General features: G+C 72.4%; 20 protein-coding genes. 6 read left to right on the forward strand and 14 right to left on the reverse strand.

What is annotated here, in order from left to right; genetic code table 11:
- The first annotated feature begins 23 nt into the window (after nt 1-23).
- A complete protein-coding gene (locus HCC61_RS16505) occupies nt 24-890 on the forward strand; it encodes an NAD(P)H-dependent oxidoreductase (protein ID WP_169136217.1) in 867 nt (288 codons plus the stop codon).
- Nucleotides 891-901: 11 nt separating this feature from the next.
- Here the strand turns inward: HCC61_RS16505 and HCC61_RS16510 are convergent, their stop codons facing one another.
- Together HCC61_RS16510 and HCC61_RS16515 are read right to left on the reverse strand one after the other, a co-directional pair.
- A complete protein-coding gene (locus HCC61_RS16510) occupies nt 902-2,038 on the reverse strand; it encodes an NAD(P)/FAD-dependent oxidoreductase (RefSeq protein ID WP_169136410.1) in 1,137 nt (378 codons plus the stop codon).
- Nucleotides 2,039-2,262: 224 nt separating this feature from the next.
- Nucleotides 2,263-2,910 carry a TetR family transcriptional regulator gene (locus tag HCC61_RS16515; protein ID WP_169136218.1) on the reverse strand — a complete coding sequence of 216 codons (648 nt, stop codon included), beginning with the start codon at nt 2,908-2,910 and terminating at the stop codon, nt 2,263-2,265.
- Nucleotides 2,911-3,839: 929 nt separating this feature from the next.
- On the opposite strand from HCC61_RS16515, the gene HCC61_RS16520 reads away from it, so the two are divergent.
- Together HCC61_RS16520 and HCC61_RS31230 are read left to right on the forward strand one after the other, a co-directional pair.
- Nucleotides 3,840-6,467 (forward strand): PQQ-binding-like beta-propeller repeat protein, encoded by a 2,628-nt coding sequence (locus HCC61_RS16520; protein ID WP_169136219.1) that lies wholly within the window; start codon nt 3,840-3,842, stop codon nt 6,465-6,467.
- Nucleotides 6,468-6,577: 110 nt separating this feature from the next.
- Complete coding sequence (locus HCC61_RS31230; protein ID WP_169136220.1) at nt 6,578-6,961, forward strand: VOC family protein; 384 nt, start codon at nt 6,578-6,580, stop codon at nt 6,959-6,961.
- 105 nt (nt 6,962-7,066) lie between these two features.
- Here the strand turns inward: HCC61_RS31230 and HCC61_RS16530 are convergent, their stop codons facing one another.
- Entirely contained in the window at nt 7,067-8,059 is a 993-nt protein-coding gene (locus HCC61_RS16530) for a hypothetical protein (RefSeq protein ID WP_206322584.1), read from the reverse strand.
- Between the two features lie 194 nt (nt 8,060-8,253).
- Here HCC61_RS16530 and HCC61_RS16535 point away from each other — a divergent pair, with 194 nt between their 5' ends.
- A complete protein-coding gene (locus HCC61_RS16535) occupies nt 8,254-8,784 on the forward strand; it encodes a hypothetical protein (protein WP_169136221.1) in 531 nt (176 codons plus the stop codon).
- Nucleotides 8,785-8,963: 179 nt separating this feature from the next.
- Here HCC61_RS16535 and HCC61_RS16540 read toward each other — a convergent pair whose 3' ends face one another.
- From HCC61_RS16540 to HCC61_RS16595, 11 genes are all read right to left on the reverse strand, one after another.
- Nucleotides 8,964-9,161, reverse strand: coding sequence for a hypothetical protein (locus HCC61_RS16540; protein ID WP_169136222.1), 198 nt, complete (start codon nt 9,159-9,161; stop codon nt 8,964-8,966).
- Between the two features lie 180 nt (nt 9,162-9,341).
- Nucleotides 9,342-9,539 carry a hypothetical protein gene (locus HCC61_RS16545; RefSeq protein WP_169136223.1) on the reverse strand — a complete coding sequence of 66 codons (198 nt, stop codon included), beginning with the start codon at nt 9,537-9,539 and terminating at the stop codon, nt 9,342-9,344.
- A 219-nt stretch (nt 9,540-9,758) separates the two neighbouring features.
- Nucleotides 9,759-12,719 carry a BTAD domain-containing putative transcriptional regulator gene (locus HCC61_RS16550; protein WP_169136224.1) on the reverse strand — a complete coding sequence of 987 codons (2,961 nt, stop codon included), beginning with the start codon at nt 12,717-12,719 and terminating at the stop codon, nt 9,759-9,761.
- Between the two features lie 286 nt (nt 12,720-13,005).
- Entirely contained in the window at nt 13,006-14,457 is a 1,452-nt protein-coding gene (locus tag HCC61_RS30750) for a cytochrome P450 (protein WP_240969043.1), read from the reverse strand.
- Nucleotides 14,388-15,896, reverse strand: coding sequence for a cytochrome P450 (locus HCC61_RS16565; RefSeq protein WP_346777234.1), 1,509 nt, complete (start codon nt 15,894-15,896; stop codon nt 14,388-14,390). The genes HCC61_RS30750 and HCC61_RS16565 overlap by 70 nt, the downstream gene beginning before the upstream one ends.
- Nucleotides 15,893-16,471 carry an ATP/GTP-binding protein gene (locus HCC61_RS16570; protein WP_346777235.1) on the reverse strand — a complete coding sequence of 193 codons (579 nt, stop codon included), beginning with the start codon at nt 16,469-16,471 and terminating at the stop codon, nt 15,893-15,895. The genes HCC61_RS16565 and HCC61_RS16570 overlap by 4 nt, the downstream gene beginning before the upstream one ends.
- Before the next feature lie 91 nt (nt 16,472-16,562).
- Complete coding sequence (locus HCC61_RS16575) at nt 16,563-16,931, reverse strand: DUF742 domain-containing protein (RefSeq protein ID WP_169136226.1); 369 nt, start codon at nt 16,929-16,931, stop codon at nt 16,563-16,565.
- Complete coding sequence (locus HCC61_RS16580; protein WP_169136227.1) at nt 16,928-17,353, reverse strand: roadblock/LC7 domain-containing protein; 426 nt, start codon at nt 17,351-17,353, stop codon at nt 16,928-16,930. Before HCC61_RS16580 ends, HCC61_RS16575 begins: the two co-directional genes overlap by 4 nt.
- Nucleotides 17,350-19,128, reverse strand: coding sequence for an ATP-binding protein (locus HCC61_RS16585; protein WP_206322585.1), 1,779 nt, complete (start codon nt 19,126-19,128; stop codon nt 17,350-17,352). Before HCC61_RS16585 ends, HCC61_RS16580 begins: the two co-directional genes overlap by 4 nt.
- A gap of 276 nt (nt 19,129-19,404) precedes the next feature.
- Nucleotides 19,405-20,880, reverse strand: coding sequence for a CehA/McbA family metallohydrolase (locus HCC61_RS16590; RefSeq protein WP_240969069.1), 1,476 nt, complete (start codon nt 20,878-20,880; stop codon nt 19,405-19,407).
- 259 nt (nt 20,881-21,139) lie between these two features.
- Complete coding sequence (locus HCC61_RS16595) at nt 21,140-21,808, reverse strand: hypothetical protein (RefSeq protein ID WP_169136228.1); 669 nt, start codon at nt 21,806-21,808, stop codon at nt 21,140-21,142.
- 143 nt (nt 21,809-21,951) lie between these two features.
- Between HCC61_RS16595 and HCC61_RS16600 the strand changes: the two genes are divergently transcribed.
- Together HCC61_RS16600 and HCC61_RS16605 are read left to right on the forward strand one after the other, a co-directional pair.
- Nucleotides 21,952-24,612, forward strand: coding sequence for a bifunctional FO biosynthesis protein CofGH (locus HCC61_RS16600; protein ID WP_169136229.1), 2,661 nt, complete (start codon nt 21,952-21,954; stop codon nt 24,610-24,612).
- Nucleotides 24,613-24,711: 99 nt separating this feature from the next.
- Entirely contained in the window at nt 24,712-25,806 is a 1,095-nt protein-coding gene (locus HCC61_RS16605) for an ADP-ribosylglycohydrolase family protein (RefSeq protein ID WP_169136414.1), read from the forward strand.
- The last annotated feature ends 117 nt before the right edge of the window (nt 25,807-25,923 follow it).

The raw sequence follows: 25,923 nt of genomic DNA on the forward strand, positions 1-25,923 counted from the left end.
GCGGACGCAGCAGCATCGGAGCCATGAAGGTTCTCTGGATATTCGCCCACCCCGAGCAGCGCTCCCTCAACGCCTCCCTCATGCGTGAGGGACTGCGCGAACTGGCGGACCACGGCCACGAGACACAGGTCTCGGACTTGTACGCCATGGACTGGAAGGCCGTACTGGACGTCGGCGACGTACGCACGACCGGGCAGGGCCCCGACTCGGGCAGGCTGACGGTCGGCGCGGAACAGGAGCACGCGTACGCCACGGGCACGCAGAGCGAAGACGTCCGCGAGGAGCAGCGCAAGATCCGCTGGGCCGACACCCTCGTCTTCCACTTCCCGATGTGGTGGTTCGGGCCGCCCGCCATCATGAAGGGCTGGTTCGACCGCGTGCTCGTCCAGGGATTCGCCTTCGGGCTGCGCGGCGACGACGGACGCGTACTGCGCTACGGCGAGGGCGGACTGGCGGGCAGGCGCGCGCTGATCGTCACCTCGGTGGGAGCCCGCGAGTCCGGCTTCGGCCCGCGCGGCATACACGGGTACGTCGACGACGTGCTGTGGCCGCTGCTGCACGGCACCTTCTGGTACACGGGCATGGCCCCGCACGAACCCTTCGTCGTCTACGGCGCGGACCGCCTCACCGAGACGGGCCACCGTGAGTACGCACGGGCCCTGCGCGCGCGGCTGCGCGAACTGCCCGACGCCGAACCCCTGGACTTCCGCAGCGAGAACGGCGGCGACTACGACGACGCCCTGACCCTCCGCCCCTGGATCGAGCCGGGAGGCGGCGGCCTTGCGGTGCACCGGCGGCACGAGGCGCCCGCCGCTGCCGAGGCGGAGGCGCCCCGGGAGGTGCCCGGACGCTCCGCCTCGCCCGCGCCCTGCCAGGCGCTGACCTGCTAGGCGCTGACCTGCTAGGCGGTGACCTTCGCGACCGACTTCGCTATCCGGTGCGCGTCCAGCGACAGCTCGCGCAGCATCCCGCTGAGCGGATTCGTATAGCCGATGAAGTGGAGCCCAGGCGCGTCCGGATGCGTACGTGCGCCGTGGACGAGGGGCCGTCCGGCGTCGTCGAGCACGCCGAGCCCTCCCACGAGGTCCTCCAGTCCCTGCTCGTAGCCGGTCGCCGCGATGACCACGTCGGGCGCGGCGGAACTCCCGTCGGCGAGCTGGATCTTCGCCCCGTCGAATGACTCCACGGCTGCGACGGGTTCCACGGCGCCCTTCCGTACGGCCGCGATCAGCCCCACGTCCTGCACGGGGATCGCGCCCTGCCGGGCCCGCGTGTACAGCCCGGTCTCGGGGCGCGGAAGCCCGCGGTCGGACAGGTCCGGCACGGCCAGCTTCGCCATGCGCGCGGCCAGGCGGTCGACGATCCGCGTCGGGAGGCGCCGGCACAGGATGCCGTTGGCCTGCGCGGGCCAGCCCAGAGTGGAGCGACGGACGATGTGCGGCACGGTGCGCACCGCGAGCCGTACCCGCGCGGCGCCGCCCTCGGCGAGGTCCGCGGCTATCTCCGCGCCGGTGTTGCCGACGCCGGCGACGAGCACGTCCTTGCCCGCGTACGGCCGGGCGTTGCGGTATCGGGAGGCGTGCAGCAACTCACCCTCGAAGCCGTCGCGTCCCGGCCAGGGCGGCAGGTGCGCGGTGTGGTTGTAGCCCGTGGCGACGACCGCGACCGGGGTGGTCAGCCGCCGCCCGCCGTTGGCGTGCAGCACCCAGTCCGTGCCGTCCCGCTCGACGGAGTCGACCTCGACCCCGGTGGCCACCTCGATGGCATGGTGCTCGGTGTAGCTCTCCAGGTAGCGGACGAAGTCGTCGCGCGAGACCCAGCGTCCGTACGAGCGGGGTATCGGAAGGCCGGGCAGCGCCGACCAGCGGCGCGTGGTGTGCAGGCGCAGCCGGTCGTAGTGGGCGCGCCAGGAGGCACCGACCGACGGGGACTTCTCCAGTACGACGGTGCTGATGCCGCGCTCGTGCAGCGCCGCGGCCGTGGCCAGGCCGCCGGGACCGGCGCCGATGATGTGGACGGGGACTCCGTCGTCGGTCATGGGCATGACGGAGAGTTTAGTGGTGGTGGCGCGCTGTTCCCGTCACGGAAGCGTCACGGGAAGGGAGCGGTTGCGGCCGGGGCCGCGGCCCCTGGACGGACCGGACGGGATGGGCCGGACGGAGCGGGCCGGACGGGACGGGCCGCTCGTGTGCGGCGGAGCGGCTGCTCGGGCCGAGGCGGCAGGTCAGGGAGAAACGTTTTTCGACGATCTCGGGAAAGCGTTCATCTCGTGGGCTTGCGGCCCGTCACACCGAGGTGCACCAGCAGCGCCAGATTCGGCTTCAGCTCGGCCTGCTTCACGCCCCAGGTCTGGAAGCCCTTCTGATGGCTCGCCACGGAGGCCAGCATCATCACGAGCGCCCCGGCCGTGGCCGCCGGGTTGACGTCCTTGTCCACCCTGCCCCTGGCCTGGAGGTCCTTGATGGACTCGGTCAGCGGGCCGTTGACGGAGTTCAGAACCTTCATGCGGATCTTGTAGAAGCGCTTGTCGCCCTCGGCCGCGCCCAGGTCGACTACGCGCAGGATCGCGTCGTTCTTGCGCCAGAAGGCGAGGAACCCGTCCACGAGATCCTCGGCCGTGCGCCAGCCGGACTTCCCGGCCCACGAGCGGTCGGTCACCAGCTCGCTGAGCTCGGTGCCGTCCTTCGCCATGGACTCGGCAAGCTCGAGGACCGCGCCCTCGACGTCCGGGAAGTACTGGTAGAAGGTCGCCGGGGACGTGCCCGCCCGCCGTGCGACGTCAATGACCTTGACATCGCGATACGGCGACGAGCTGAGCATCTCGCCGAGGCAGTCGAGCAGCTTCTGCCGCGTCGCCTGCCCGCGGCGCCCTGCTACTCGCCCGTCGACGGTTCGAACTTGTCCTGTCATGCCGTCAGCTTATCGACGGGGAACGGGCGCGCGATTCGGCCGCATGCAAATGGGGTGGCGCCGTCCGCACGGGCCGCGGGCCGGACGGGGAGTCAGGGGGAGCCCGGGACCCCGTCAGGACGGGGCCCCGGGGCGCGAGTCCCGGCGTGCGGAGCGGGCAGACGTACAGGGCAGGAGCACATGGAGACGGACGCACGGTGAGACGTACAGGCGGGCGCGCCGGAGGGCAGAACTCTGCGGGTTCGAATCATCGGCCTGCGCGGCATCCCGAACGCGGCTAGCGTGCCCGTACGAGCGGAACTGTCCGCGCACGCCGGGGGGCGAAGAAGGCGGCGGGCAGCCGGCACGGCGGGCGCGGTCGGCGCGGTCGGTGCGACCGGGGTGACTGGCGCGGCCGGTGCCGGGCAGCAGACCGAGCAGGGCACGGACGACGGGCAAGCGCGGAGCAGGGGAGGACGACAGGCCATGGCCGTACGGGCGGAGAGATCGGCCGGGGGCGGCGGACGGCGGCCCCGCGGGCCGGCGCCGGTGACCTGCGGGCCCCAGCCCGTGAAGCGCGGCCCCGTGAAGCGCGGCCCCGTGACCCGCGGGCCCGGGCCGGTACGCCGCCGGCGCGCGGCCGTGGGCGCCGCGTGAGGGGCGGGCGGCCGCGCGGGGTGGGCCCGGATCCGTACCGCGACGACGTGCGCGGAGACCGGGACCGCGTGCGCAGGGACAATGTGTGCAGGGACCGGAACGACGTGCGCAGGGACTGGAATGCCGCCTTGCGCTTCGGTGTTTGGCCTGCGGAGACCCGAAGGGGCCGCCCCCGGGTTCGCAACCACCGCCCCGGGCAGGAAGAATCAGCCTGTGGACCGCGTGTCCGGTACCGCAGTGAGAAGCTGCACGGGGCAGGAGTCGAGTGGCCCCTACGGGGAGGTGGCAGGTAAGTGGTGGAGCAGCTGACGCAGCACGATCCGCGGCGGATCGGGCAGTTCGAGGTGCTCGGCCGACTCGGCGCCGGTGGCATGGGCCTGGTGTATCTCGCGCGTTCGGCCTCCGGCCGCCGTGTGGCGATCAAGACCGTACGGACCGAGCTCGCCGAGGATCAGCTGTTCCGTGTCCGCTTCACGCGCGAGGTCGAGGCCGCGCGCGCCGTCAGCGGCTTCTACACCGCCGCCGTCGTCGACGCCGATCCGAGGGCGGCGGTGCCGTGGCTCGCGACGGCGTTCGTGCCCGCGCCTTCCCTTGAGGAGATCGTCAACGAATGCGGGCCGCTGCCCGTGCAGGCCGTCCGCTGGCTCGCGGCGGGAGTCGCCGAGGCGCTCCAGTCGATCCACGGCGCGGGTCTGGTGCACCGCGACCTCAAGCCGTCCAACGTCCTCGTGGTCGAGGACGGGCCCCGGGTGATCGACTTCGGCATCGCGTCCGGAGTGTCGAACACGCGCCTGACGATGACGAACGTGGCCGTCGGCACACCCGCGTACATGTCGCCCGAGCAGGCACGGGACTCCCGCAGCGTCACGGGCGCGAGCGACATCTTCTCCCTGGCCTCCACCCTCGTCTTCGCCGCCACCGGGCACGCGCCCTTTCACGGCGCGAACCCCGTGGAGACGGTCTTCATGCTGCTGCGCGACGGGCCCGACCTGGAGGGCATGAACGACGAGCTGCGCCCGCTCATCGACCCCTGTATGCGCATGGCGGCCGAGGAACGGCCCACTCCCGCCGACATCCAGGCACAGCTGGCCCCGCATCTCTTCTCCTCGGGAGGCGACGACAGCGGTACGGCCTCGGCATGGCTGCCCGCGGGAGCGGTCGCCCTGATCGAGCGCAAACGCGGCGCACGCCCCACGCCGAGGCGTCCCGCTCACGGCCAGGACGGCCCCGCGGACGCGGCGCCCGAGGGGGACGGCGGACGCGGCCCGCAGCCGGCGCCGTCCCCCGCTTCGGCACCTCCCGCGGCCGCCGCCCCGGCCGCGCAGTCGGCGCCCGCGCACGCCGCGGGCAGTGCGCGGCGCGGGCCACGGCACGCCATCCCGGCCGGTCCCGGCGGACCTTCGGCCGTCGGCTCGCTCACCTCGCAGTCCGCCCGCCCGGACCGGGCGGGCGGGTCCGTGCCGCCGCCCGCTCCCGTTCAGCCGGCGAACGCCGCCGCCGCGCCGCACGCGCAGCCGGAGGCTCCCGACGGTGCGGCGCCCGTACGGCTGCCGGGTTCGCAGGTGCCCATCGGGCCCGGCCCGCGCCGTTCCGACGACGTGCGCGCGGAGGCGGCCGGCCCGGCCACCGGCTGGGTGCGCCCGCCGAACGGCGCGCAGCCCTCGCCCATGACCGGACCACCCGCCGCCACCGCCGCGGCCCCGCCTCCGTTCGCCGGGCCCACCGGAGTGGTCGCGGCGCCCGGCTCCGCGGGGGAGTCCGCGGCGCCCGCTCCCGCTCACGCCCAGCCGCAGCGCTGGCGTCCCTGGCGTTTCCGTATGTCCAACGACGTGTGGGGCACCCCCGTCGTCGCCGACGACCTGCTGTACGTCACCTCCTTCGAGGTGCACGCGCTCGATGTCGCAAGCGGGCGGCGCCAGTTCAGGACCCGCGAGGTGGCCTGGTCCATGGCCGTTTCGGGCGGCCGGGTGCACGCCTCGGACGGGCCGAGCCTCTACGCACTGGACGCGCGCGACGGCTCCGAGCTGTGGCGGCTGCCCACCGACGGCTGGGTGTTCTCGCTCCAGGTCGACCGCGGCACCGTCGTCACCGGCACGCGCGGCGGCGGCGTACAGGCGTGGGAGGCGTCGAGCGGCGAGAAGCTCTGGGAACTGGGCGGTGCGCAGACCGAGTTCGAGACCCGCGAGGGCGGGCCGCTCGTGCACGAGGGCACCGTCTACACCTGGGGCGAGGGACGGCTGTTCGCCCTTGAGGCCCGTACGGGCGCCGAGCTGTGGTCGTATCCGGTCGGCGACGCGCAGGCCACCGCGGGCGTCCCGCTGCGGCTCACCCCGGCCGAGGACGGCGTTGTGTACGTGTGCGCGGGTGCGCGCGTCCACGCGCTGGACGGCGCCGGGGGCGCGGAGCGGTGGCGGTTCGACGCACCGGCGGCCTTCCTCAGCCCTCCGGCCTTCGTGCACGGCGCGGCGGTCGCGGGCGGCGGGGTGTATCTCGCCGACTACCTCGGCACGGTCTACGCCCTCGATCCCGTGACCGGTCAGGACAGATGGCGCATCGCGACGGAGGCGCGGCACTCCACGGAGCCGGTCGTCGTCTCCGACGGGCTCGTGCACCTCGGCAGCGGTGGCGCGCTCTACACCCTGGACGCGGTCAGCGGCACGCCGAGGTGGCGCTTCGCCGCCGGCGGGGACCTGGTGGGCGCACCGGTCGTCGCCGAGGGCCGGGTGCACTTCGGCTCGGCGGACCACTGCCTGTACACGGTGGACGCCGTGGGCGGGCAGCTCCGCTGGAAGCTGGCCACGGGCGGCGAGATCACCGGCTCGCCGGTGGCCGACCGCGGCGTCGTCTACGCGTGCAGCAAGGACCGCTGCGTCTACGCACTGGATGCGGCGAAGGGTACGGGGCAGGCCCGTCAGGGCTGATCGGAAGGGGTGCCCGGCGACGGCCGCTCCGTCCGTGCGGTCCGGCGGCCGGCCGACGATCCGGTGCGCGACGTACGGGCGGCCGTACGGGCGCAGGGCGAGGAGGCATCGTGAGCGGCAGACCGCGTACAAGACTCTCCGGGATCGTGCTCGGCGCACCCGATCCGCGTGCGCTGGCGGACTTCTACGGCCACCTCATGGGGTGGCGGGTGAAGTGGGACGAGCCGGACTGGGTGATGCTCGAAGCGCCCGGCGGGGGCCCGGGGCTCTCGTTCCAGAAGGAGTCCGAGCACGTCAGGCCGGTGTGGCCGGCCGGGCCCGGCGACCAGCAGATGATGATCCACCTCGACATCGAGGTGGACGACCTGGATGTCGCCTCCGACCATGCCGTGGCCGGGGGTGCGACCGTCGCGGAGCACCAGCCGCAGGAGGGCGTACGGATCCTCTTCGACCCGGCGGGGCATCCGTTCTGCCTGTTCCTGCCGGGGTATTGAGGGGGACGGCCGGGGAAGGCGAACTGCCGGGGCGTCGAGCCGTTTCAGCCGTCCGAGGCGGTTGCCCGGGCGCTTCAGCTCAGCTCAGCTCAGCTCGGCCCGCGGTCAGCGGCCTGTGCCGCCGCCGCGGTGGTCGGGGCGGTCCCGCAGCCGGTGGCTGTCGTGCGGCCCGGGGCCCTCGTCGTCGGGCCCGGCGGGAGGCTGCCGCTGCGGGCCCTGCGGCGCCTGGTCGGCGGAGTCGCCGGGCGGTGAACCGTGCGGCTCGTTCAGCGCGGGCGGGATGTCGGGCGGCGGCGCGGGAGCCCCGGCGGCCCACGGGTCCCACTCCTGCGGTGGCGTCGAGTCGTCTTCGTAGGGGTCACGGCCGCCATAGGTGCCGCCGCCGTAGGGATCGCGGCCGCCTCCGTGCGGCCGTCCCGGTGGCTGTCCGTACGGAGGGCCGCCGGGCCCGGTGTCCGCCAGGTAGGCGCCGTGTGCGCCCCGCTCGTCCCCAGTGTCGTCCGCCGTGCCGAACGGGCCGTAGGGCCGGGGCATTTCGGAGTGCTCGCTGCCGTACTCGCCGCCGTGCTCGCCGCCGTACTCGCCGCCGTAGTCGTCCCCGTACGTCTCGTCCCCCGGCGGCACGGCGACCGCGCGGCCGTCGTCGTGGTGCCCGCCGCGCCGCCCCTTGCGGCGCCGTCCGCGTCTTCGGCGGCCCCGCATCACGAGCGCGCCCATGAGAAGAAGCGCGCCGCCGCCGATCGCATAGCCGGAGCCCTCGCCGAGGCCGCCGGCGCCGGCGGTGAGGGTCCCGGCCTGCTGTCCCTGACGGACCATCCACAAGATGGCGAAGCCGAGCACGACGAGGCCGGCCAGCGCCACGAGAAGCCGTGAGCGCAGCAGCACGGCGAGGAGGGTGAGCACCGCGGCGGCCAGCATGGGCACGAACAGGCCCGTCCACAAGGCGGCCTGAGTGCCGGTGATCCCGGTGGAGCCGAACAGCTCGCCGGTCCGGTAATCACGGCCGAGCCTGCCCGCGTACCAGGGGTTGAAGGGGCTCCAGACGGCCAGGGCCGCTCCGGCGAGAGCCAGCAGGACGCCGAGCAGGTTCCGGACCATCGGCTTCGCCTCGTTTCCGGCGCCGGGGCCGCTTCCTCTTCCTCCGCGCGTCGCGGATCCGGAAGCAGGGGGGCGCCGCAGAGTGCGCCGTCCCGTACGAAACGTTACGCCGGGCGGAACCCCCCGGCCACCTGACGGCGTCCCCGCACGGGGCAGCGGCCTCAATGCTCATGACCAGACCGGGGGTTCCATTCATGTCACGTCGCAAGTCGCGCCATCTGAAGCTCGTCGCCGCGGTCGCCGTGGTGCTGGTGGCGATCAGCGGATTCAGCGGTCCGGCCCGCAAGGGCGGGGGCCATCGCAGCATCGGCAAGTCGGGCGGTTGCAGCAGTTCGAGCTCCAGCAGCCACAACAGCGGCGTGAGGAGCGACGACCATTACGGCAGCGACACGGATACGGACAACGGCAGCGGCACCGGGACCCCCGGGACCACCGGCTCGCGGCACGGGAGCACCGGGAACGGCGCCGCTTACGGGACCGTCACGCGGTGCGCGCCGCAGAGCGGCAGCGAGGCGAAGGCCGAGGTGGAGGTCCGCAATCCGAAGAGCCGCACCAGGACGTACACAGTGAAGGTCGAGTTCCTTGACTCGGCGGGGACTTACGTCGACTCGGGCTCGGCCGAGGTGAGGGTGCGCGGCAGGGACAGCGCGCCCGTGGACGTACGGATGGCGCACCCGCGGCGGATCGGCGACGTGTCCGACTGCCGGGTGGAGTCGGTGAGTTGACGGACGGAAGACGGGACGCACGGAACGGAACGCGGGATACGCGGCGGCGTCAGTGAAGTCCGTGGTGTCCGTGGAGTCCGCGAAACGTGAAGTCAGTGGAGTCCCGGGGATCCGTGAAGTCCGTGAAAGGGGCCCGGCATCCGGGGCGCCGGCGCCACGGGCGCTTGCGCGCCGTCACGTCAGGCGGGCGTCGTCTTCCCGGGCATGTGCGGCGCGAAGGTCTGGTGCCTGTCGGGGACGGTCAGTCCGGACAAGCCCGGCTCGGAGAAGGCCTGTTCGGAGGTCTGATGCCGGTCGGCGAGTGCGGGAGCGGCCGAGAGTGCCAACAGCGCGGCGGTGAGCGCGCATATGGCCGTGATCCTTCGCGGTTTCCCCACAGATTCCTCCAGCCCGGGATCAGAAGTCGGTTCGCGGTATTGCCTGAATGCGGCAATCACCGAATACCCGCTGTGATGTGCGCGTACACGGAGCGCACGGACACGTGGGCGCCCGTCGGCGGCTCCCCCTCCGAGCCGCCGGCAGGCGCCCACTTCTCGCCTCCGGAGTTGCCTCGCGCCTCAGTCGGCCGGGCTGCTGGACTGGTGGCGGTCCATCACCCTGAGGTCGTCGTCGGCCGCTTCCTCGTCCTCCGACTCGGCGGACTCGCCGGCCGGGTTGATGGACTGGTGACGGTCCTTCGTGACGAGGTCTTCCTCCGGGACCTCTTCGGTCTCGACGGGCTCCTTCTCCTGAACCTTCAGATCGTTTGCACTCATGGCGTTGCTCCCTGGGCTGATCGAAAAAATGCGGTACGACGCGTCCGGCAGCTCCCCCGAGCACTGCCGGACGGCCGTTGCATAGCCGCACTTCCCAGAAACAGCGAGTGCGGCTTTCCCCCTGTGCGGCCCGCCTGCCCCCCGACGCGGCGGGAACCGACATCAGAAGAATGGCTGGACAGGATAAACGATTGATGAACGTTCCATATGCTGCCGCGTTTATGCCAGAACGGGCGCCGTGAGCAGGGCTCTTACCTCGTCGGCCTCGTCCGTCCCGAGCTTGTCGAAGATGCCGAGCGCCTCCCGCCAGCACGCGCGGGCCCTGTCCGACTGGTGCAGCAGCTCCAGGGACTTGCCGAGCGCCACCAGGACGGTGCCGCGCCGCCATTCGCCCCCGATGCCGCGCAGCGCGAGCGCCTGTTCCGCCTGGCCCGCGGCCGACGCGGCCTGGTGGGAGGCGAGATAGACCTCGGCGAGCCGGAAGTGGGTCATGCCCTCCCACAGTTGCTGGCGGCTGTGCCGGAAGATCTTCAGCGCCTCCAGGAACTCCCGCTCGGCCTCGCTGAGCCGCACGGCCGCGGTGAGGGCGATGCCCAGCGCGTAGAGGCCGTTGGCCAGCCGCATCGACATGTCGAGCCGCCGGTAGACGGCGACTGCCTGCTCGGCGAGGGCGACGGCGCTGTCGGCCCGTCCCGTGCCGATGTGGGCCCGGGCGATGTTGCACAGCGCGCTGGCCTCGGACGGCTGGTTGCCATAGCCCTGGAAGGTGCGCAGCGCCTGGGTCAGATACTCCTCGGCGTCCTCGTGGCGCCCCTGGTAATTGGCAACGATTCCCCGGTCGTTGAGGGCGTAGGAGGAGGAGATCGGGTCGTCCGCCTCGGCGCCCAGCACGCCCGCCATGCGGGCTTCCTCGTCGGCCTCGGCGAAGGAGCCCGTCGTCAGGTGCAGCCCGGTCAGGATGGTGCGGCCGCGGGCCTCCGCACGGGTGTCCCCGGCCGCACCCGCTGCCTCCTTGAGTTCCTGTGCCGCCTGCTCGTACTGCCGCACGTTGATGCCGGCCTCCGCCAGATCGCTCGTCGCGAGCAGCAGATCGACGGCCCTGCGGAGCGTGTTGCCCTTGCCGAGCTGGCGCGCAGCCGCCAGGAAGCAGGCGGACTCGGCGAAGAGCCAGTCGATGGCGGAGGTCTGGTCGGTGAATTGCAGACCGGGTGTCTCGGTGTGCTCCAGGAAGTCGACGAGGCGTTCGCCGGGGCGCTCCAGGGCGAAGACGCTCTTCGCGGTGGCGAGATAGAAGTCCAGGAGCCGGGAGCAGGCCGCTTCCCTCTCCGACGGCGGCTGTTCGTCGCGCTCGGCGCACGCGCGGGCGAAGAGGCGCACCAGGTCGTGGAAGCGGTAGCGGCCCGGCGCCGCCGACTCCAGCAGCGACGCGTCGACCAGGGACTCCAGCAGGGACTCGGTGTTCTCGGCGGAGCGGTCGAGCAGGGCGGCCGCGGCGTGCACGGAGACGTCGGGTCCGTCGGCGAGGCCCAACAGGCGGAATCCGCGGGCCTGTTCGGCGTCGAGCTGTCCGTAGCCGAGCTCGAAGGTGGCCTTGACGGCCTGGTCGCCGACCTGGAGTTCGTCGAGCCGGCGGCGTTCGTCGGCGAGCTTCTCGGCGAGCGTGGCGACCGTCCAGGTGCGGCGGGACGCGAGCCGGGCGGCGGCGATACGGATGGCCAGCGGGAGGAAGCCGCAGGCGCCGACGACGGCCATGGCCGCCTTCCGCTCCGCGGTGACCCGCTCTTCGCCGACGATGCGGGTGAAGAGCGTCATCGCCTCGTCGGGGCTCATGACATCGAGGTCGATGAGCTGCGCTCCGGCCAGGTCGACCATGCGGATGCGGCTGGTGACCAGGGCCGCGCAGCCGGCGGCTCCCGCGAGGAGAGGACGTACCTGCGCGGCGTCGCGGGCGTTGTCGAGCAGCGTGAGTATGCGGCGGCCCGACAGCAGCGAGCGGAAGAGCGCCGACCTCTCCTCGACGCCTTCGGGGATGCCCGAGTCCTCTATGCCCAGCGAGCGCAGGAACGCGCCCAGCACCGCCTCGGGTTCGCTGGCCGAGGGGCCGGCTCCCTGAAGGTCCACATACAGCTGACCGTCGGGGAAGTACTCGGCGGCGGCGTGCGCCACGTGCACCGCGAGGGTCGTCTTGCCGACGCCGCCGATGCCCGCGACGGCGGAGACCGCCATCACCGTGCCCTCGGCCTGGGCGAGTTGGTCCTTCAGCTCGGCGACGAAGGCCGCCCGGCCGGTGAAGTCGGCGACGGCGGCGGGCAGTTGAGCCGGAAGCGCCGGCTTGGGCGTGGCGGGGTCCGGCGGTTCCTCCGGGACGAGGACGAGGCTGTCGTCCGCTTCCAGGATGCGCTGGTGGAGGGTGATCAGGTCGGAGCAGGGGTCGACGCCGAGCTCTTCGGCGAGCAGGCGTCTGGTGTCGGCGAAGACCGCCAGCGCCTCCGCCTGACGGCCGCTGCGGTAGAGAGCCAGCATGAGCAGCTCGCGCAGCCTCTCGCGCATCGGGTGGGCTGCGGTCAGGGCCGTCAGCTCGCCTATCGCCTCGGTGTGGCAGGCCAGTTGGAGGTCCAGGTCGATGCGGTGTTCCTGAAGGGTGAGGTGCCACTCGGACAGCGCGCTGCGCTGCCGCTCGGCGAACGGTCCCGGCACGCTCGCCAGCGGTTCGCCGCTCCACCGCGCCAGCGCCGCGGCGTAGCCGTCGCGTGCGCGTGAACGGTCGCCGCTCGCCACGCACTTCTCGGCGTCGGAGACGTGCGCGGTGGCGACGTCGAGGTCCAGCACGACCTCGGAGACGGCACGGCCGGTGCGGATCGCATAGCCGCCGGACTCGCTGACCAGCAGGTCCGCGTCGTCGCCGAGCGCCTTGCGGATGCGTGAGGCGTATGTGCGCAGCGCGGCCTTCGCCTGGTCCGGCGGGTCCTCGCCCCACAGGGCGTCGATCAGCTCCTCGGCCGTCGCGGTGTGTCCGCCGCGCAGCAACAGGGCGCCCAGCAACGCGCGTTGCTGCGGGGAGCCCATGTGCAGCTCACGGTCGCCGCGGCGGGCTCGGACCGGTCCGAGCACCGTGAAGCACAGCCGGTGCTCCGGTTGCTCGGTCCCGCGGCCGATGTTCCCCTCGGCGCCCGCCGCCATGATGGCCCCCTGCGCTTTTCATTCCACTCCCGCAGGGGTCAGTCTGCCTTGCTTGTCAGCTATACGTCATCAAGGCCCCAGCTCCTCTACGACTCCTTCGAACTTCTCACGGAACAGGGGCGGTTGGTGTGGTATTGGGCATGGCGGCCGGTCATCCCGTACCGGACATCGCGGTACGTATCGGATGGGAGGGCGGTCCGGCCGTGGAGGACCGGGTGGGCGCGGACCGGGCGGGCGCGGACCGGCCGCCGCGGCAAGGGTCGCGGCGGCGACGGACGCCGGGCCGTCAGCCCGCTCGGCGAGGGCCGTGCAGCAGTACGGGCAGCGTGCGGTAGCCGTGCGCGATGAAGGACTCCACCTGCTGCAACTCCTCCTGCGGGACGGCCAGGCACAGCTCGGGGAAGCGCTCGAAGAGCGCCGGGAGCGCAGTACGGGCTTCCATGCGCGCGAGGGGAGCGCCCAGGCAGAAGTGCACGCCGTGTCCGAACGACAGGTGCTCCACGTCCGTGCGCCGGACGTCGAACTCCCCCGCGGTGGCGCCGTGTCTGCCGGGATCGCGTCCCGCCGCGGCGTACGTGGCGAGTATCGGGTCGCCCTGACGGATCGTGACGGTGCGGTCGGAGCGGGAGCCGGAGGCGGGCCCGGAGGCGGAGTTGGGACCGGAGTCGGAGGTGGAAGCGGGGGCGGGGCGCGGGTCCTGGCCGGTGCCGGAGGCGGGGCCTGTGCCCGGGTGCCGGTCGTGTCGCGCCGACTCGTGGGCGTCCTCCGGGAGTTCGATGTCCTCCACCGCGTAACGCAGCGGCAGCGAGGCGATGCTCGGCGCCCAGCGCAGCGTCTCCTCGATGACGTCGTTCCACGAGACGCTGCCCTCGCGGACGAGTTCCAGCTGGCCGGGGTGGGTCAGCAGGGCGTGCACGGCGTTGCCGATCAGGTTCACCGTCGTCTCGTGGCCCGCGCCGATGACGAGCAGGAGCGTGTCGAGCAGCTCGGCTTCGGAGAGCTTCGAACCTGTCTCGTCACGGGCGGAGACCAGCACGCTCGTCAGGTCCTCGCCGGGCTCCTCCCGCTTGAGCGCGACGAGCGCGCCGAAGGTGCTCTGCACGTCCTCCGCCGTACGGGCCGCCTCCTCCGGCGACGCGGAGGTGTCCATGATGCGCTCGACGAGACGGGCCATACCGGGGCGCTGCTCTGCCGGGATGCCGAACAGCTCGCAGATCACGCTCATCGGCAGCGGATGCGCATAGGCGCTGCGCAGGTCGACGGGCTCGCCGCGGGGCGACTCGGCCATGGCGTCGAGGAGTTCGCCGGTGATGCGCTCGACTCGCGGAAGCATCGCCTCCGTACGGCGGCCGGTGAACGCCGGGGCGACGAGCTTGCGCAGCCGGCGGTGTTCCGCGCCGTACGAGGTGAACATGTTGGTCACGCCCACCCAGGAACGTATCCACGTGTCGTGGAACTCGCCGCGCTGCCAGGCCGGCCAGTGCTGCCGCGGGTCCTTGGAGACCCGGTCGTCGGTCAGCAGGCGCTTGAGCAGGTCGAAGCTGTTGACGGACCAGGCCCGGATGCCGGCGGGCAGCTCCACAAGGGAGGCCGGTCCTAAGTCGCGCAGGCGGTCCGCCTCCGCGTGGATCTCGCGTCCGGCCGGGTCGATGGGGACGGGCTGCGGGGCTACGGCGCGGGCCTGCTCTCCTCCTCGGGACTGACGCCCCCGCCGTGTCCTCTGTCCCTGCTGTCCCATGGAGTGGCTCCTGCCTGGTCGGGGCTGATCGGAGTGAATCGTGCGGGCAGCTGTGTCAGGGCGCGGTGGAACGGCCCCGGCCGGTATGTGAGCCGGTCGTGCGGAACGGTCAGCTCGATGTCCGACAGCCAGGCGCAGAGCCGCTCGATCGCGGTGGTCGCGATCAGCAGCGCGGCCCGTGGCACGGGGCAGGAGTGCGGCCCCGCCGACCATGCGAGGTGGGCCCCGCCGCCGGAGCCGCTCGAACCGCTGCCGCCTGCGCCCGCCCCCGCCCCGGTACGGCCGTGGGCCGCGCCCGCCGCCGCGTACGAGACCATGACGAGCTGCCCCGTACGGATCCAGGTGCCGTGGAAGTACACGTCCCGCTTGGGGAAGTGCGCCGAGTAGTTGCATATCGGCGGATCGTTCAGCAGGACGTCCTGGATGGCGTCGCGCGGGGTCAGGGCGCCGCCGGACAGCGTGCTGTAGTAGCGGTCGTCGGTGAGCATGCGGGCGAGCGCGTTGCCGATGAGATTGGTCGTCGGCTCGTGTCCGGCGGCCATGGTGAGCACCATCTGGTGGGTGACCTCTTCGTCGCTGAGGTCCACGGGGTGATCCAGGAACCACGAGGTCAGATCCCGGCCGCGTACCTGCTTCTTGGCCGTGATCAGCTCGTTCATGTAGCCCTGGAACTCGTCGTTCGCCTCCGACGCCTCCTTCGGGTCGCCCTCCATCATTCCGGCGAGGGACCGGATGAGGCGCTCGCTGTAGGAATCGGGCAGCCCGAAGAGGCGGTTGAAGAGCTTCAGCGGCAGCAGCCGCGCGAACTGCCCCACCAGATCGGCCTCTCCGTCCGCACCGAACCCGGCGATGAGGGAGTCGGAGATGCTCACCACCATCGCGCGCAGCTCGTGCGGAGGTACGCGGTCGAAGGCGTCGGTGATCGCCTGGCGGTAACGGGCGTGCACTTCCCCGTCGTTGAACATGACGTTCGGACGCCAGCCGATCATCGGGAGGATGGGCGAGTCCTCGGGCAGCGTCTTCTGCCACGTACGCGGGTCCTTGGACCAGGTGACCGTGTCGTGCAGCAGATCGATCGCGGCGCGGTATTCGGTGACCAGCATCGCCGTGACGCCGGGCGAGATCTCGACGGGGGCGATCGGGCCGTACCGGCGCAGCCTCTCGTACGCGCCCTGCGGATCGGCGGCGAACTCCGGCCCGTACAACTGCTCCAGCTCGTGGTGCGATTCGCTTCCGGGCGAGGGCATGACGCCCTTCGACGGGTCCGGCGGACGGGAGCGGGAGGGGTCGGGGCCGGACGGTTCGGGGTCCGGCGATGCGGGGTCCGACGGTGCGCGATCCGGCGGGCCGGAGTGCGGGGTGCCCGGTTCGGTGGCGTCCGGGGCGTCGGGAGCGGACGGGTCCGCGGCGGAGGCGCCCGGTTCGGGGGCGGGGGTCACGGGGTCTCCTGGGGCGTGAGGGCGAGCACGTGGCCCACGAGTCCGATCAGCGCGTCCGTGGCCTGGTCGCGGTCGCGTGCGTCGCACAGCACCAGCGGTGTGTCGGGCAGCAGGTCGAGATGGTCGCGGAGGGTGGTGGTGTGGTGAGAAGGGGAGTCCGGAAAGGAGTTGACGGCGACCGCGTAGCGCAGACCCGCGTCCTCGATCATGTCCATCACTTCGAAGGAGTCAGACAGGCGCCGGGTGTCGGCGAGCACGAGAGCGCCCAGCGCGCCGCGCGAGATGTCCTGCCACAGCGGCGAGAACCGGCGCTGGCCGGGCGTGCCGAACATGTACAGCACCAGATCACCGGGCAGCGTCAGCCGCCCGAAGTCGATCGCCACCGTCGTCATGGACTTCTCCCGGATCCCCGACAGGTCGTCGACCGCCGCGCTGCCGCTGGTCATCACCTCCTCGGTGTGCAGCGGCTCGGTCTCGGACAGGGAGCGGATGAACGTGGTCTTGCCGACGCCGAACGGGCCTGCCACCAGCAGCTTCACCAGGGTCTGGGTGCGCTCCCCGTCGAGGTGGGCCACGGCCTCCGGCGGGGGCAGAGGGGCCGGGCCGGTGCAGGTGTCCGTGCCGGTGCCCCCGGCAGTCCGGGTGCCGCTTTCGCCACCGGGCTCGTCATCGCGAGGACCTGAGAGTGCGGAGTCCATCGAGAACCTTCTCCAGAATCTGCCGCTCCGGCAGTTCGGCGTCGGGTACGGGGGCGCGGGCCGACAGACGGCCCGCATCGACCAGATCGGCCACCATGACCTTCACGACGCTGACGGGCAACCTCAGATGGGCGGCGGCCTCCGCGAGGGACAGCGGTCCCGGCTGAAGCAGCTCCAGCAGGCGCCGCTGTTCCGGACGCAGGCCGCTGCCCGCGGGGTCGTCCGGGGCGTGCAGCACCGTGAGGCGGTCGAACGTGTTGCGGCTGGGCCGCGCACGTCCGGTCGTGGCCAGATACGCGGGCACCAGACGTCGCTGGTCACGTGGCGGCGGGTTCATTCCGGACTGTCGCTCCGTGTGGGGCTGCCCATGGCCTTGGAGCCCAGGCTGGCGACCTGGACGTGCATCTGGTGCGTGACGACGCCCATGTTGACCTCCGGGCCGGCGAAGACCGCGAGGCACGTGTTCTGCCCGGCGGGTATCGCGAAGACCCAGCCCCGGTCGGACTCGATGACGGTCTGACGCAGCTCGACCTGGTGGTCCCCCGCGAACGCCGCCGTCGTCGTACGGGCCGCGCCCTGAAGCGCGGAGAGCATCGCGGCGACGCCCTCCGCGGAATCCCGTTCCAGGTCCGGCGAACGGCCCTCGATGAGACCGTCGCCGGAGATGACCGCCGCATGTATCACATGCGGCAGTTCGAGGAGCGGAGTGAGAACCCAGGAGGTGTCCTCTCGTACGGGGCGGCGCGCTGGGGTGGTCATGCGGGCTGGTTCCCTTCGGATGCGCCGGGGCCTGCGTCGCTGGAGTCGCCGCCTGCCCCGCCGTTGTCGCTTGTCTCTCTGGTCTCGTGTCTTGTCTCGCCGGTGTTGCGGGTGTTGCGGGTGTTGCCGGTGGTGGTGCTGCCGGTTCCGCCGGTTCCGCTCGCGTCGCCCGTATCGCTCGTGGTGGCCGAGTCGCTCGGGGCGGCCGTATGGCCCGGGTCGGTCGTGTCGTCGGTGCGGCCCGGCGCGCTCGCGCCGCCCGTACCGACCGCTGCCCGTCCGGAGGCCGTGCCCCTCTGGAACGCGGACCAGCGTTCGGCGCTCTCCTCCGGTGTCGAGGGCGGGGCAACGGGCGTGCCGGAGGCGCGAGTTGCGGAGGCGCCCGCGGAGGCGGAACCCGCTCCGGAGCCCGGTCCCTGCCGATGCTGGTCCGGCGCCGTGCCCCCGGGCAGGCTCCGCGCCGGGGCGGAACCGGCGGACTCGGCGGATTCCGCGGTGCCCGCGCCGCGCGCCTCGCCCGCCTTCTCCTCCGCGTCCGCACGGCCCCGCCGGCGACGGCGCGGCAGCTCCTCCGCGCCCGTGCCCGCCGGGCCGGACGGCGTGCCCGCGCCGACGCCCCGTGACGGGACCGGCGCGGAGAGGGCCGAGTCCGCATGCCCCGGCAGCACCGGCGTGCCGTACGGCGGCGTCGGCGCCATCACCGACCTCGGATACTCCGCCTCGTCGAGCAGCGTGAGCAGCGGCTCGCCGGGTATGTGCACGATCGCCCGCACACCCCCGTACGGGGAGGGCTCCACGTGCGTGCTGAATCCGTACTGGCGCACGAGCTGCCCGATGGCCGCGAATCCGTTGCGCGGAGGGTCGCCGAGCTCGGTGATCAGGATCGCCTCGTCGCCCGACATCAGCCGCTTGGCGCGCTTGAGTTCCTCGGCGTTCATGCCCACGCCCGCGTCGTCGATGATCACCGATACGCCGCGGTTGCCCTGCTGAAGCGTGACGACGACGGGCAGTTCGGGGTGCGAGTAGTGGAGCGCGTTCGCCATCAGCTCCGTCAGCGTCACCGCGACCGGCTCGACCGCGCGGGCGATCACGCCGACCGGGTCGCGCAGGAGATTGCTCACCTGGACGCGTTCATAGCCGCTGAGCCTGGACGAGGCGCCGACGACGACGTCCGCGAGGTGCGAGTTGTCCCTCGTCAGTCCCGGCCATGCCCCGCAGACCACCGCGGTCGACTGGATGCGGCGCAGCGCCTGCTCGTTGAGGAAGTCGGCGGAGAGCAGGTCCTCGGCGACGAGGGGGTCCTCGTACTTCTCCTGCATCCGCTGGAGCAGCGTCTGAAGCTGGTAGAGCAGCGCCTGGATGGTCGTGGTCGCACCGCGCATCGTCGCCTGGGCGGCGGCGTCGACCCGGTTACGCTCCCTGGTGACCTCCTCCCTGACCTGCGAGAGCACGGCGTCGATGGAACGGTCCAGATCCGGGCTGAGCGTCGCGGCGCCCAGCGGACCCGGGACGGGGACGTTGGTGTGGGCGAGCGATGTGGCCAGTTCCGGTATGCGGGTGTTCACCAGGTGCCTCAGCTCGGCCTCCACGGCCTGGAACCTCGCCGAGAGGTCCGCGGCGTACCGCGACGCGCCTTCGAGCTCCGTCTCGGTCGCCTCCGAGTGCAGCTGCGACCTGCTCAACTCCTGCCGCGAGCGCACCAGGAGGAGGGCCAGAACGACGGCGACGGTACCCAAGGCGAGGAACACGATCAGCGCCACCGGTGTGTCGGTCATCGGCGTCCTTGATCAACTGGTTGCTGTGGATCGGTGGTTCAGGGTGCGGATAAGCGTCGGAGAAACGGATGTGCATCTTCGAGCACTGCCCTTTTCGGCCATCCCTCACCGGTGGTCCCCACATGCTGCCTGACGCCCGTGGAGCGCACACCCGTAACAGGAACATTCGTACACATCGACAGAACGTAATTCACCGTCAAACAGGGAGCGTTCGGACAGCCGAGGGGTGCGGGAATCCCGGAGCGGCAACGGACGACCGCGGACGGTGACGGGCGGTCAGCCGTCGTCTCGGCCCAGCCGGACGGGGTTGGTCATCGCGGCCATCGCGCCGGGCAGATCGGGCGGAGAACCCGCGGGCGGACGGCGGCGTATCTCCGCCCGCACATAGGCCGCGGCCGAAGCCGTGGTCCGCCACTCCAGAGGGGCACCGGAGACCGGGGCCGTGAACATCTCGCCCTCGTCGGTGAGGAATCGGGCCGTGGCGCCCTCCGGCGCACCGGAGACCTCCAGCCGCACCGTGACCCGCGCATCCGGCCGGACCGCCAACCGCTCGCCGATGTCCGCGTGTTCGCCCTGCTCACCGCTCGCCGTGAACCGCACGGAGATCTCCGACGACTCCGCGATGTAGCTGCGGCCCGCCCGTATGCCCTCCAGCAGGGCACGCCTGGAGAGGTCCTCCGCGAGAACGACCGTCTGCGGCAGGCCGACCTTCTGCGGCTCGGCGTGGGCGTCGCTGTTGCCCATGGCGGGCAGCGGGCCGTGGCCCGGCGGCGGAGCCGTGAGCATGTTGTCCCAGGCCGCGACCGCGAGCTCGTCGTCCGTCGTCCACGGCCCGTTCCACACCTCTACGGCGTCCGCCTCCCCGTACCCGAACTTCCACTGGCAGCCGACGAACGGGCAGTTCGGATGGGCCGGGACGATCAGGCCGCCGGCCCGCCGGATCCGGCGGGCGAAGCGCGGGAAGCGGCCGTCGCGGGCTCTGTAGCGCCAGTCGATGAAGGTGCCCGGGTCCGTGCCGAGTGCCAGCACATGGCCGTTGCGCGTGGTGATCTCCTCGCCGCAGAGGATCAGGAAGTCCTCGTCCCACAGGCCGGTCCAGGCGCCGTGCCCCGACGACGTGTTGTGCTCCGTGGTCGCGATGAAGTCCAGGCCCGCCTCGCGTGCTGCGGCCGCGGCCTCCGCCGGGGTGCGCTTGCCGTCCGAGTGGACCGTGTGCAGATGGCAGTCGCCCCTGTACCAGGCGCGTCCGCGGCCTCGCGCGCGCTCCGGCGGATGAACGGGACGCGGGGTCTCGCCCTGGTCCCCGAACCGCAGGGTGACCGTGACCTCGTACTCCATTCCCTGCGGGGCCACCGTGTACGGACCGAGCGCGACGTGCCAGGTGCCCTCGCGGACCGGCCCTGCCAGATACCCCGGCGTCGCCTCCTCGGCGCTGATCGTGAACCGGTCCCGCGCACCACCCGACCAGCCACGGAAGCCCCGCCCGCCGAGGGCCGTGCCACGCTCGTCGAACACCCCTATGTCCAGGGCGTTCCCCTGGGTGCCCTCGGGAACCGCCGGCTTGTCGTAGCCGTACGACACCTCGAACTCGCGGACGCCGGCGGGGACTTCGACCGGCAGATAGACGAAGTCGGGCGCTCCCGTGGGCAGACGGCCCTTGACCGTCCTGGACCGCTCCGAGCCGTCGGCGGCGCGGGCGAAGCTCACCCCGCCGAGGGTCAGCACGCCGGTGGCTCCCGCCACCGCCGACATCCGGAGCACGTCGCGTCTCTCCACGCCTGGCATGTGTGCCTCCCCCTTCGCGGCGCGCCACCGCGCCGCTGACCCAGCCCTGGCGGCGCCGCCCCGACGCCACGAGTCACTGTTCTACGCGCAGCCGACAGGCGGGGAAACCCCTGTGGATAACTCTCGGCGGGCGCGAGCCGGGCACCGCTCGCACCCCACCCGCACGTGCGGCATACCGGAGGAGCACCCGCGTCCGCTTACCGGAGGCACGCCCGCGCCCGCCCGTTCAGGAGCGGCGCCGTGAGGCCGCGAAGAGGGCCAGACCCACGGCCACGGCCACGATGAGGACGAGCGGGATCACCAGCCACAGCCACCACCGGCTGTGGCCCTTCTTCGAGTACGAGTCCCCACCGTTGTGGCCGCTCGTGGTGGTCGTCCCGGTCGTGGTCCTGCCGAGGGTCGAGCCGCCCCTGGAGGTGCCGCCCGAACTGGTCTTGCTGACGCCGCCGCTGGTGCTGACGCTCCCACCGCTGCTGCTCGTCGTGCCGCCCCGGCTTCCGCCGCTGCTGACGCCGCCGGATATCCGTCCGGGCGCGGCCTGAGTACGCACCGCGCCGGCACCGTCGCCGTGCCCGGCCGCGGAGGTCCCGGCAACCGCGGAGTTCCCCGCGACCGCGGAGGTCCCGGTGGACGTACCGCCGGACGCCCCTCCCGCTGTCCCTCCGGCGCCGCCTTCCACGTCCCCTGCCGCCGCCCGCCCCTGCACACCGGTCGCCGCACCGGCCGCGGCACCGGACACCGCGCCGCTAGCCGCCGCGCCGGTCGCCGCCGCCGCGGCACCGGCCACCGCCCCGCCGCGCGCGGCTCCGCCCGGTGCCGCGTGCGCCGTCGCTGCGCCCCCGCCCAGCACGGCGAGGAGCAGCACGGCAGAAGTGGTGAGAAGGCGAACTCGCATTGATTCCCCCGTAGTTGTCGGTCGTCGGTCCCCTGCGGCCGCACATCCGTGCGGCCGCGTGTAACGCAGCACCGTAGACGATGTGAGATAGCCCGCAGCGTCCGCTCCGGAGAGCCGTTCGGTCCCGCTCGTATGCTCAATTCATGACTTCGAACGCGCAGGCAGCCCCCACCGCCAACGCAATGCGGCGTGCGCTCCGGCGTGCCCGCGACGGTGTGACGCTCGACGCCGCCGAAGCCGCGGTCCTGCTCCAGGCTCGCGGCGGCGATCTCGCCGAACTCGCCCGCTCCGCGGCCCGCGTGAGGGACGCCGGGCTGGAGGCGGCGGGCCGTCCGGGAGTGATCACGTACTCGCGCGGGGTCTTCATCCCGCTCACCCGCTTGTGCCGCGACAAGTGCCACTACTGCACGTTCGTCACCGTGCCCGGCAAGCTGCGCCGCGAGAAGGGCACGGTGGGGGCACCTCCCGAGCGGAGCTTGGGGGCGTTCCTGTCCCCGGACGAGGTACTCGACATCGCGCGCCGCGGTGCCGAAGCGGGCTGCAAGGAGGCCCTGTTCACCCTCGGCGACAAGCCCGAGGACCGCTGGCCCGAGGCCCGCGAGTGGCTGGAGTCGCACGGCTACGACGACACGCTCTCGTACGTACGGGCCATGGCGATCCGCGTGCTGGAGGAGACCGGCCTGCTGCCCCACCTCAACCCCGGGGTGCTCTCCTGGTCCGACTTCCAGCGCCTCAAGCCCGTGTCGCCCTCCATGGGCATGATGCTGGAGACCACCTCGGAGCGGCTGTGGAGCGAGCCGGGCGGCCCCCACCACGGGTCGCCGGACAAGGAGCCCGCGGTGCGGCTGCGCGTCCTGGAGGACGCGGGACGCTCCAACGTCCCGTTCACCACAGGGCTGTTGATCGGCATCGGCGAGACGTACGAGGAGCGTGCCGAGTCCCTGTTCGCCCTGCGCCGCATCCAGCGCGCCTACCACGGCATCCAGGAACTCATCATGCAGAACTTCCGCGCCAAGCCGGACACGGCCATGCGCGGAACGCCGGACGCCGAACTCGACGAGCTGGCCGCGACGATCGCCGTCGCCCGCCACATCATGGGACCTTCCGTCCGCATCCAGGCGCCGCCGAACCTGGTCGACGGCGCCGCAGGGGAGTTCGCGAAGCTCATCGACGCCGGCATCGACGACTGGGGCGGCGTCTCCCCGCTGACGAAGGACCACGTCAACCCCGAGCGCCCCTGGCCGCAGATCGACGACCTCGCCGAGCGCACCGCCGCGTCCGGCTTCGAACTGCGTGAACGCCTGCCCGTATACCCGGAGTTCGTCAAGGCGGGCGAGCCCTGGCTGGACCCGCGCCTGCTGCCGCACGTGAACGCGCTCGTCGAGCCGGACACCGGACTCGCCCGCGAGGACGCCCCCGTCGAGGGCCGCCCGTGGCAGGAGCCCGACGAGGGGTATCTCGCCCCGTCGGGACGTACGGACCTGCACCGCACCATCGACACCGAAGGCCGCACCGCCGACCGGCGCGACGACTTCGACGACGTCTACGGCGACTGGGACTCGCTCCGCGAGGCCGCGCAGCCGGGCATGGCACCCCAGCGCATCGACACGGACGTACGCGCCGCGCTGTCCACCGCCGCCGACGACCCCACGCGCCTCACCGACGACGAGGCCCTGGCGCTGCTGCACGCAGACGGGCCCGCCCTGGACGCGGTGTGCAGCATCGCCGACGAGCTGCGCCGCGACGTCGTCGGCGACGACGTGACGTACATCGTCACCCGCAACATCAACTTCACCAACGTCTGCTACACGGGCTGCCGTTTCTGCGCCTTCGCCCAGCGCCGCACCGACGCCGACGCCTACACCCTCTCCCTCGGCCAGGTCGCCGACCGCGCCCAGCAGGCCTGGGACGTGGGCGCCGTCGAGGTGTGCATGCAGGGCGGCATCCACCCGGACCTGCCGGGCAGCGCGTACTTCGACATCGCCCGCGCCGTGAAGGAGCGCGTGCCGGGGATGCACGTGCACGCCTTCTCGCCGATGGAGGTCGTCAACGGCGCCAGCCGCACCGGTCTTTCGATCCGCGACTGGCTGCTGAGCGCACGGGAGGCGGGACTCGACTCGATCCCGGGCACGGCCGCCGAGATCCTCGACGACGAGGTCCGCTGGATCCTCACCAAGGGCAAGCTTCCCGCCGACACCTGGGCCGAAGTCATCGAGACGGCACACGAGTCGGGCATCCGCTCGTCCTCGACGATGATGTACGGACACGTGGACCAGCCCCGCCACTGGCTCGGTCATCTGCGCCGGCTCGCGAGCATCCAGCAGTCGGCGCTGGCCAAGGGGGCGGAAGGTTTCACCGAGTTCGTGACGCTGCCGTTCATCCACACCAACGCGCCCGTGTATCTCGCGGGCATCGCACGGCCCGGCCCCACCACCCGCGACAACCGCGCCGTGACGGCGATGGCGCGGCTGCTGCTGCACCCGTACATCACCAACATCCAGACGAGCTGGGTCAAGCTGGGCACCGAGGGCGCCGCCGAGATGCTCCGCTCCGGTGCCAACGACCTCGGCGGCACGCTGATGGAGGAGACCATCTCCCGCATGGCGGGCTCCTCTTACGGCTCGTACCGCTCGGTGCAGGATCTTGTCGAGATCGCCCAAGCCGCGGGCAGGCCCTCCCGCGCCCGTACGACCCTGTACGGAGAGGTGCCCGAGGAACGCAAGGAGGCGGCCCGCCGGTCGGACGGGCACCTTCCGGAACTCCTTCCGGTGTTGGAAAACCAAACCGGCGTTCTAGAGTGCTGACCTGCTGACAGGAGCAGGTCTCCCCTTGCTTGCCTCGACGCACGGACCCTTACGCCGTACCAGTGGGAGAGAGACGTGGCCGCTTCCGGCGGTGATGCCATGTGGGGCCGCACCGAGCAGCAGGACTTCCGCAGCCGGGTGCGGGGCTGCCTGCTCGGCGGCGCGATCGGCGACGCGCTCGGTGCGGGCGTCGAGCACGACTCGCTGAGCGACATCAGGGAGGCGCACGGCTCGGCCGGCGTCACGGACTACGTACCGGCGTACGGGCGTCGCGGTGCCATCACCGACGACACCCAGATGACGCTGTTCACGACGGACGGCCTGATCCGCGCGCATGTGCGCAGGGACACGGGCGCCTGGCACCCGCCGACCGACGTGCACGCCGCCTACCGCAGGTGGGCCGCCACCCAGCGGGACTGGGGCCCGGACGAACGCAAGAAGGAGGACGGCTGGCTGGCGCGCGAGGAGTGGCTGTACGCACGGCGCTCCCCGGGCAAGACCTGCCTCAGCGGACTCTCCGAAGAGCGCATGGGCACGCTGGAGTCGCCCAAGAACCCCGAGTCGAAGGGCTGCGGCACGGTGATGCGCTCCGCGCCCTTCGGGCTGCTGGTCGGCTGGGAGCCCCAACTGGTCTTCCAGCTCTCCGTCGAGTGCGCGGCGCAGACGCACGGCCACCCGACGGCATATCTGGCGGCGGGCGCGTTCTCCACGATCGTGCACGCGCTGGCGCGCAAGGACAGCCTCGACCACGCGGTGCAGAAGGCGCTCGCGATGCTGGCCACGCGGCCGGGCCACGAGGAGACCACGGACGCGCTGAAGCGCGCGCTCGGGGCGATGCGCCAGGGCATGCCGTCCGCGGAACGCGTCGAGGCGCTGGGCGAGGGATGGACCGCCGAAGAGGCCCTGGCCATCGGCGTCTACTGCGCGCTCGTCGCCGAGGACGTACGCCACGGGCTGCTGCTCGCCGTGAACCACGGCGGCGACAGCGACTCCACGGGCTCCGTCTGCGGCAATCTGCTCGGCACCATCCACGGGGAGACGGCGCTTCCGCCCGCGTGGGTCGCGGAACTGGAGGGGCGCCCGACGATGCTCGAACTGGCCGACGACTTCGCCATGGAGATGACCCAGGGGCCCGCGCTGCACGCACCGGGCGCGGCGTCGCCGGCGTGGCTGGCGCGCTACCCGCGGGCCTGACCCGCGCTCGCCCGCTGCCGGTGCGCCCACGGTCCGTACGTCCATGGCCGCACGTACGCCCACGGCCGCACGTACGCCCACGGCCGCACGTACGCCCACGGCCGCACGTACGCCCAT

The sequence above is a fragment of the Streptomyces sp. HNM0575 genome (assembly GCF_012726265.1).
Classification (GTDB): Bacteria; Actinomycetota; Actinomycetes; order Streptomycetales; family Streptomycetaceae; genus Streptomyces.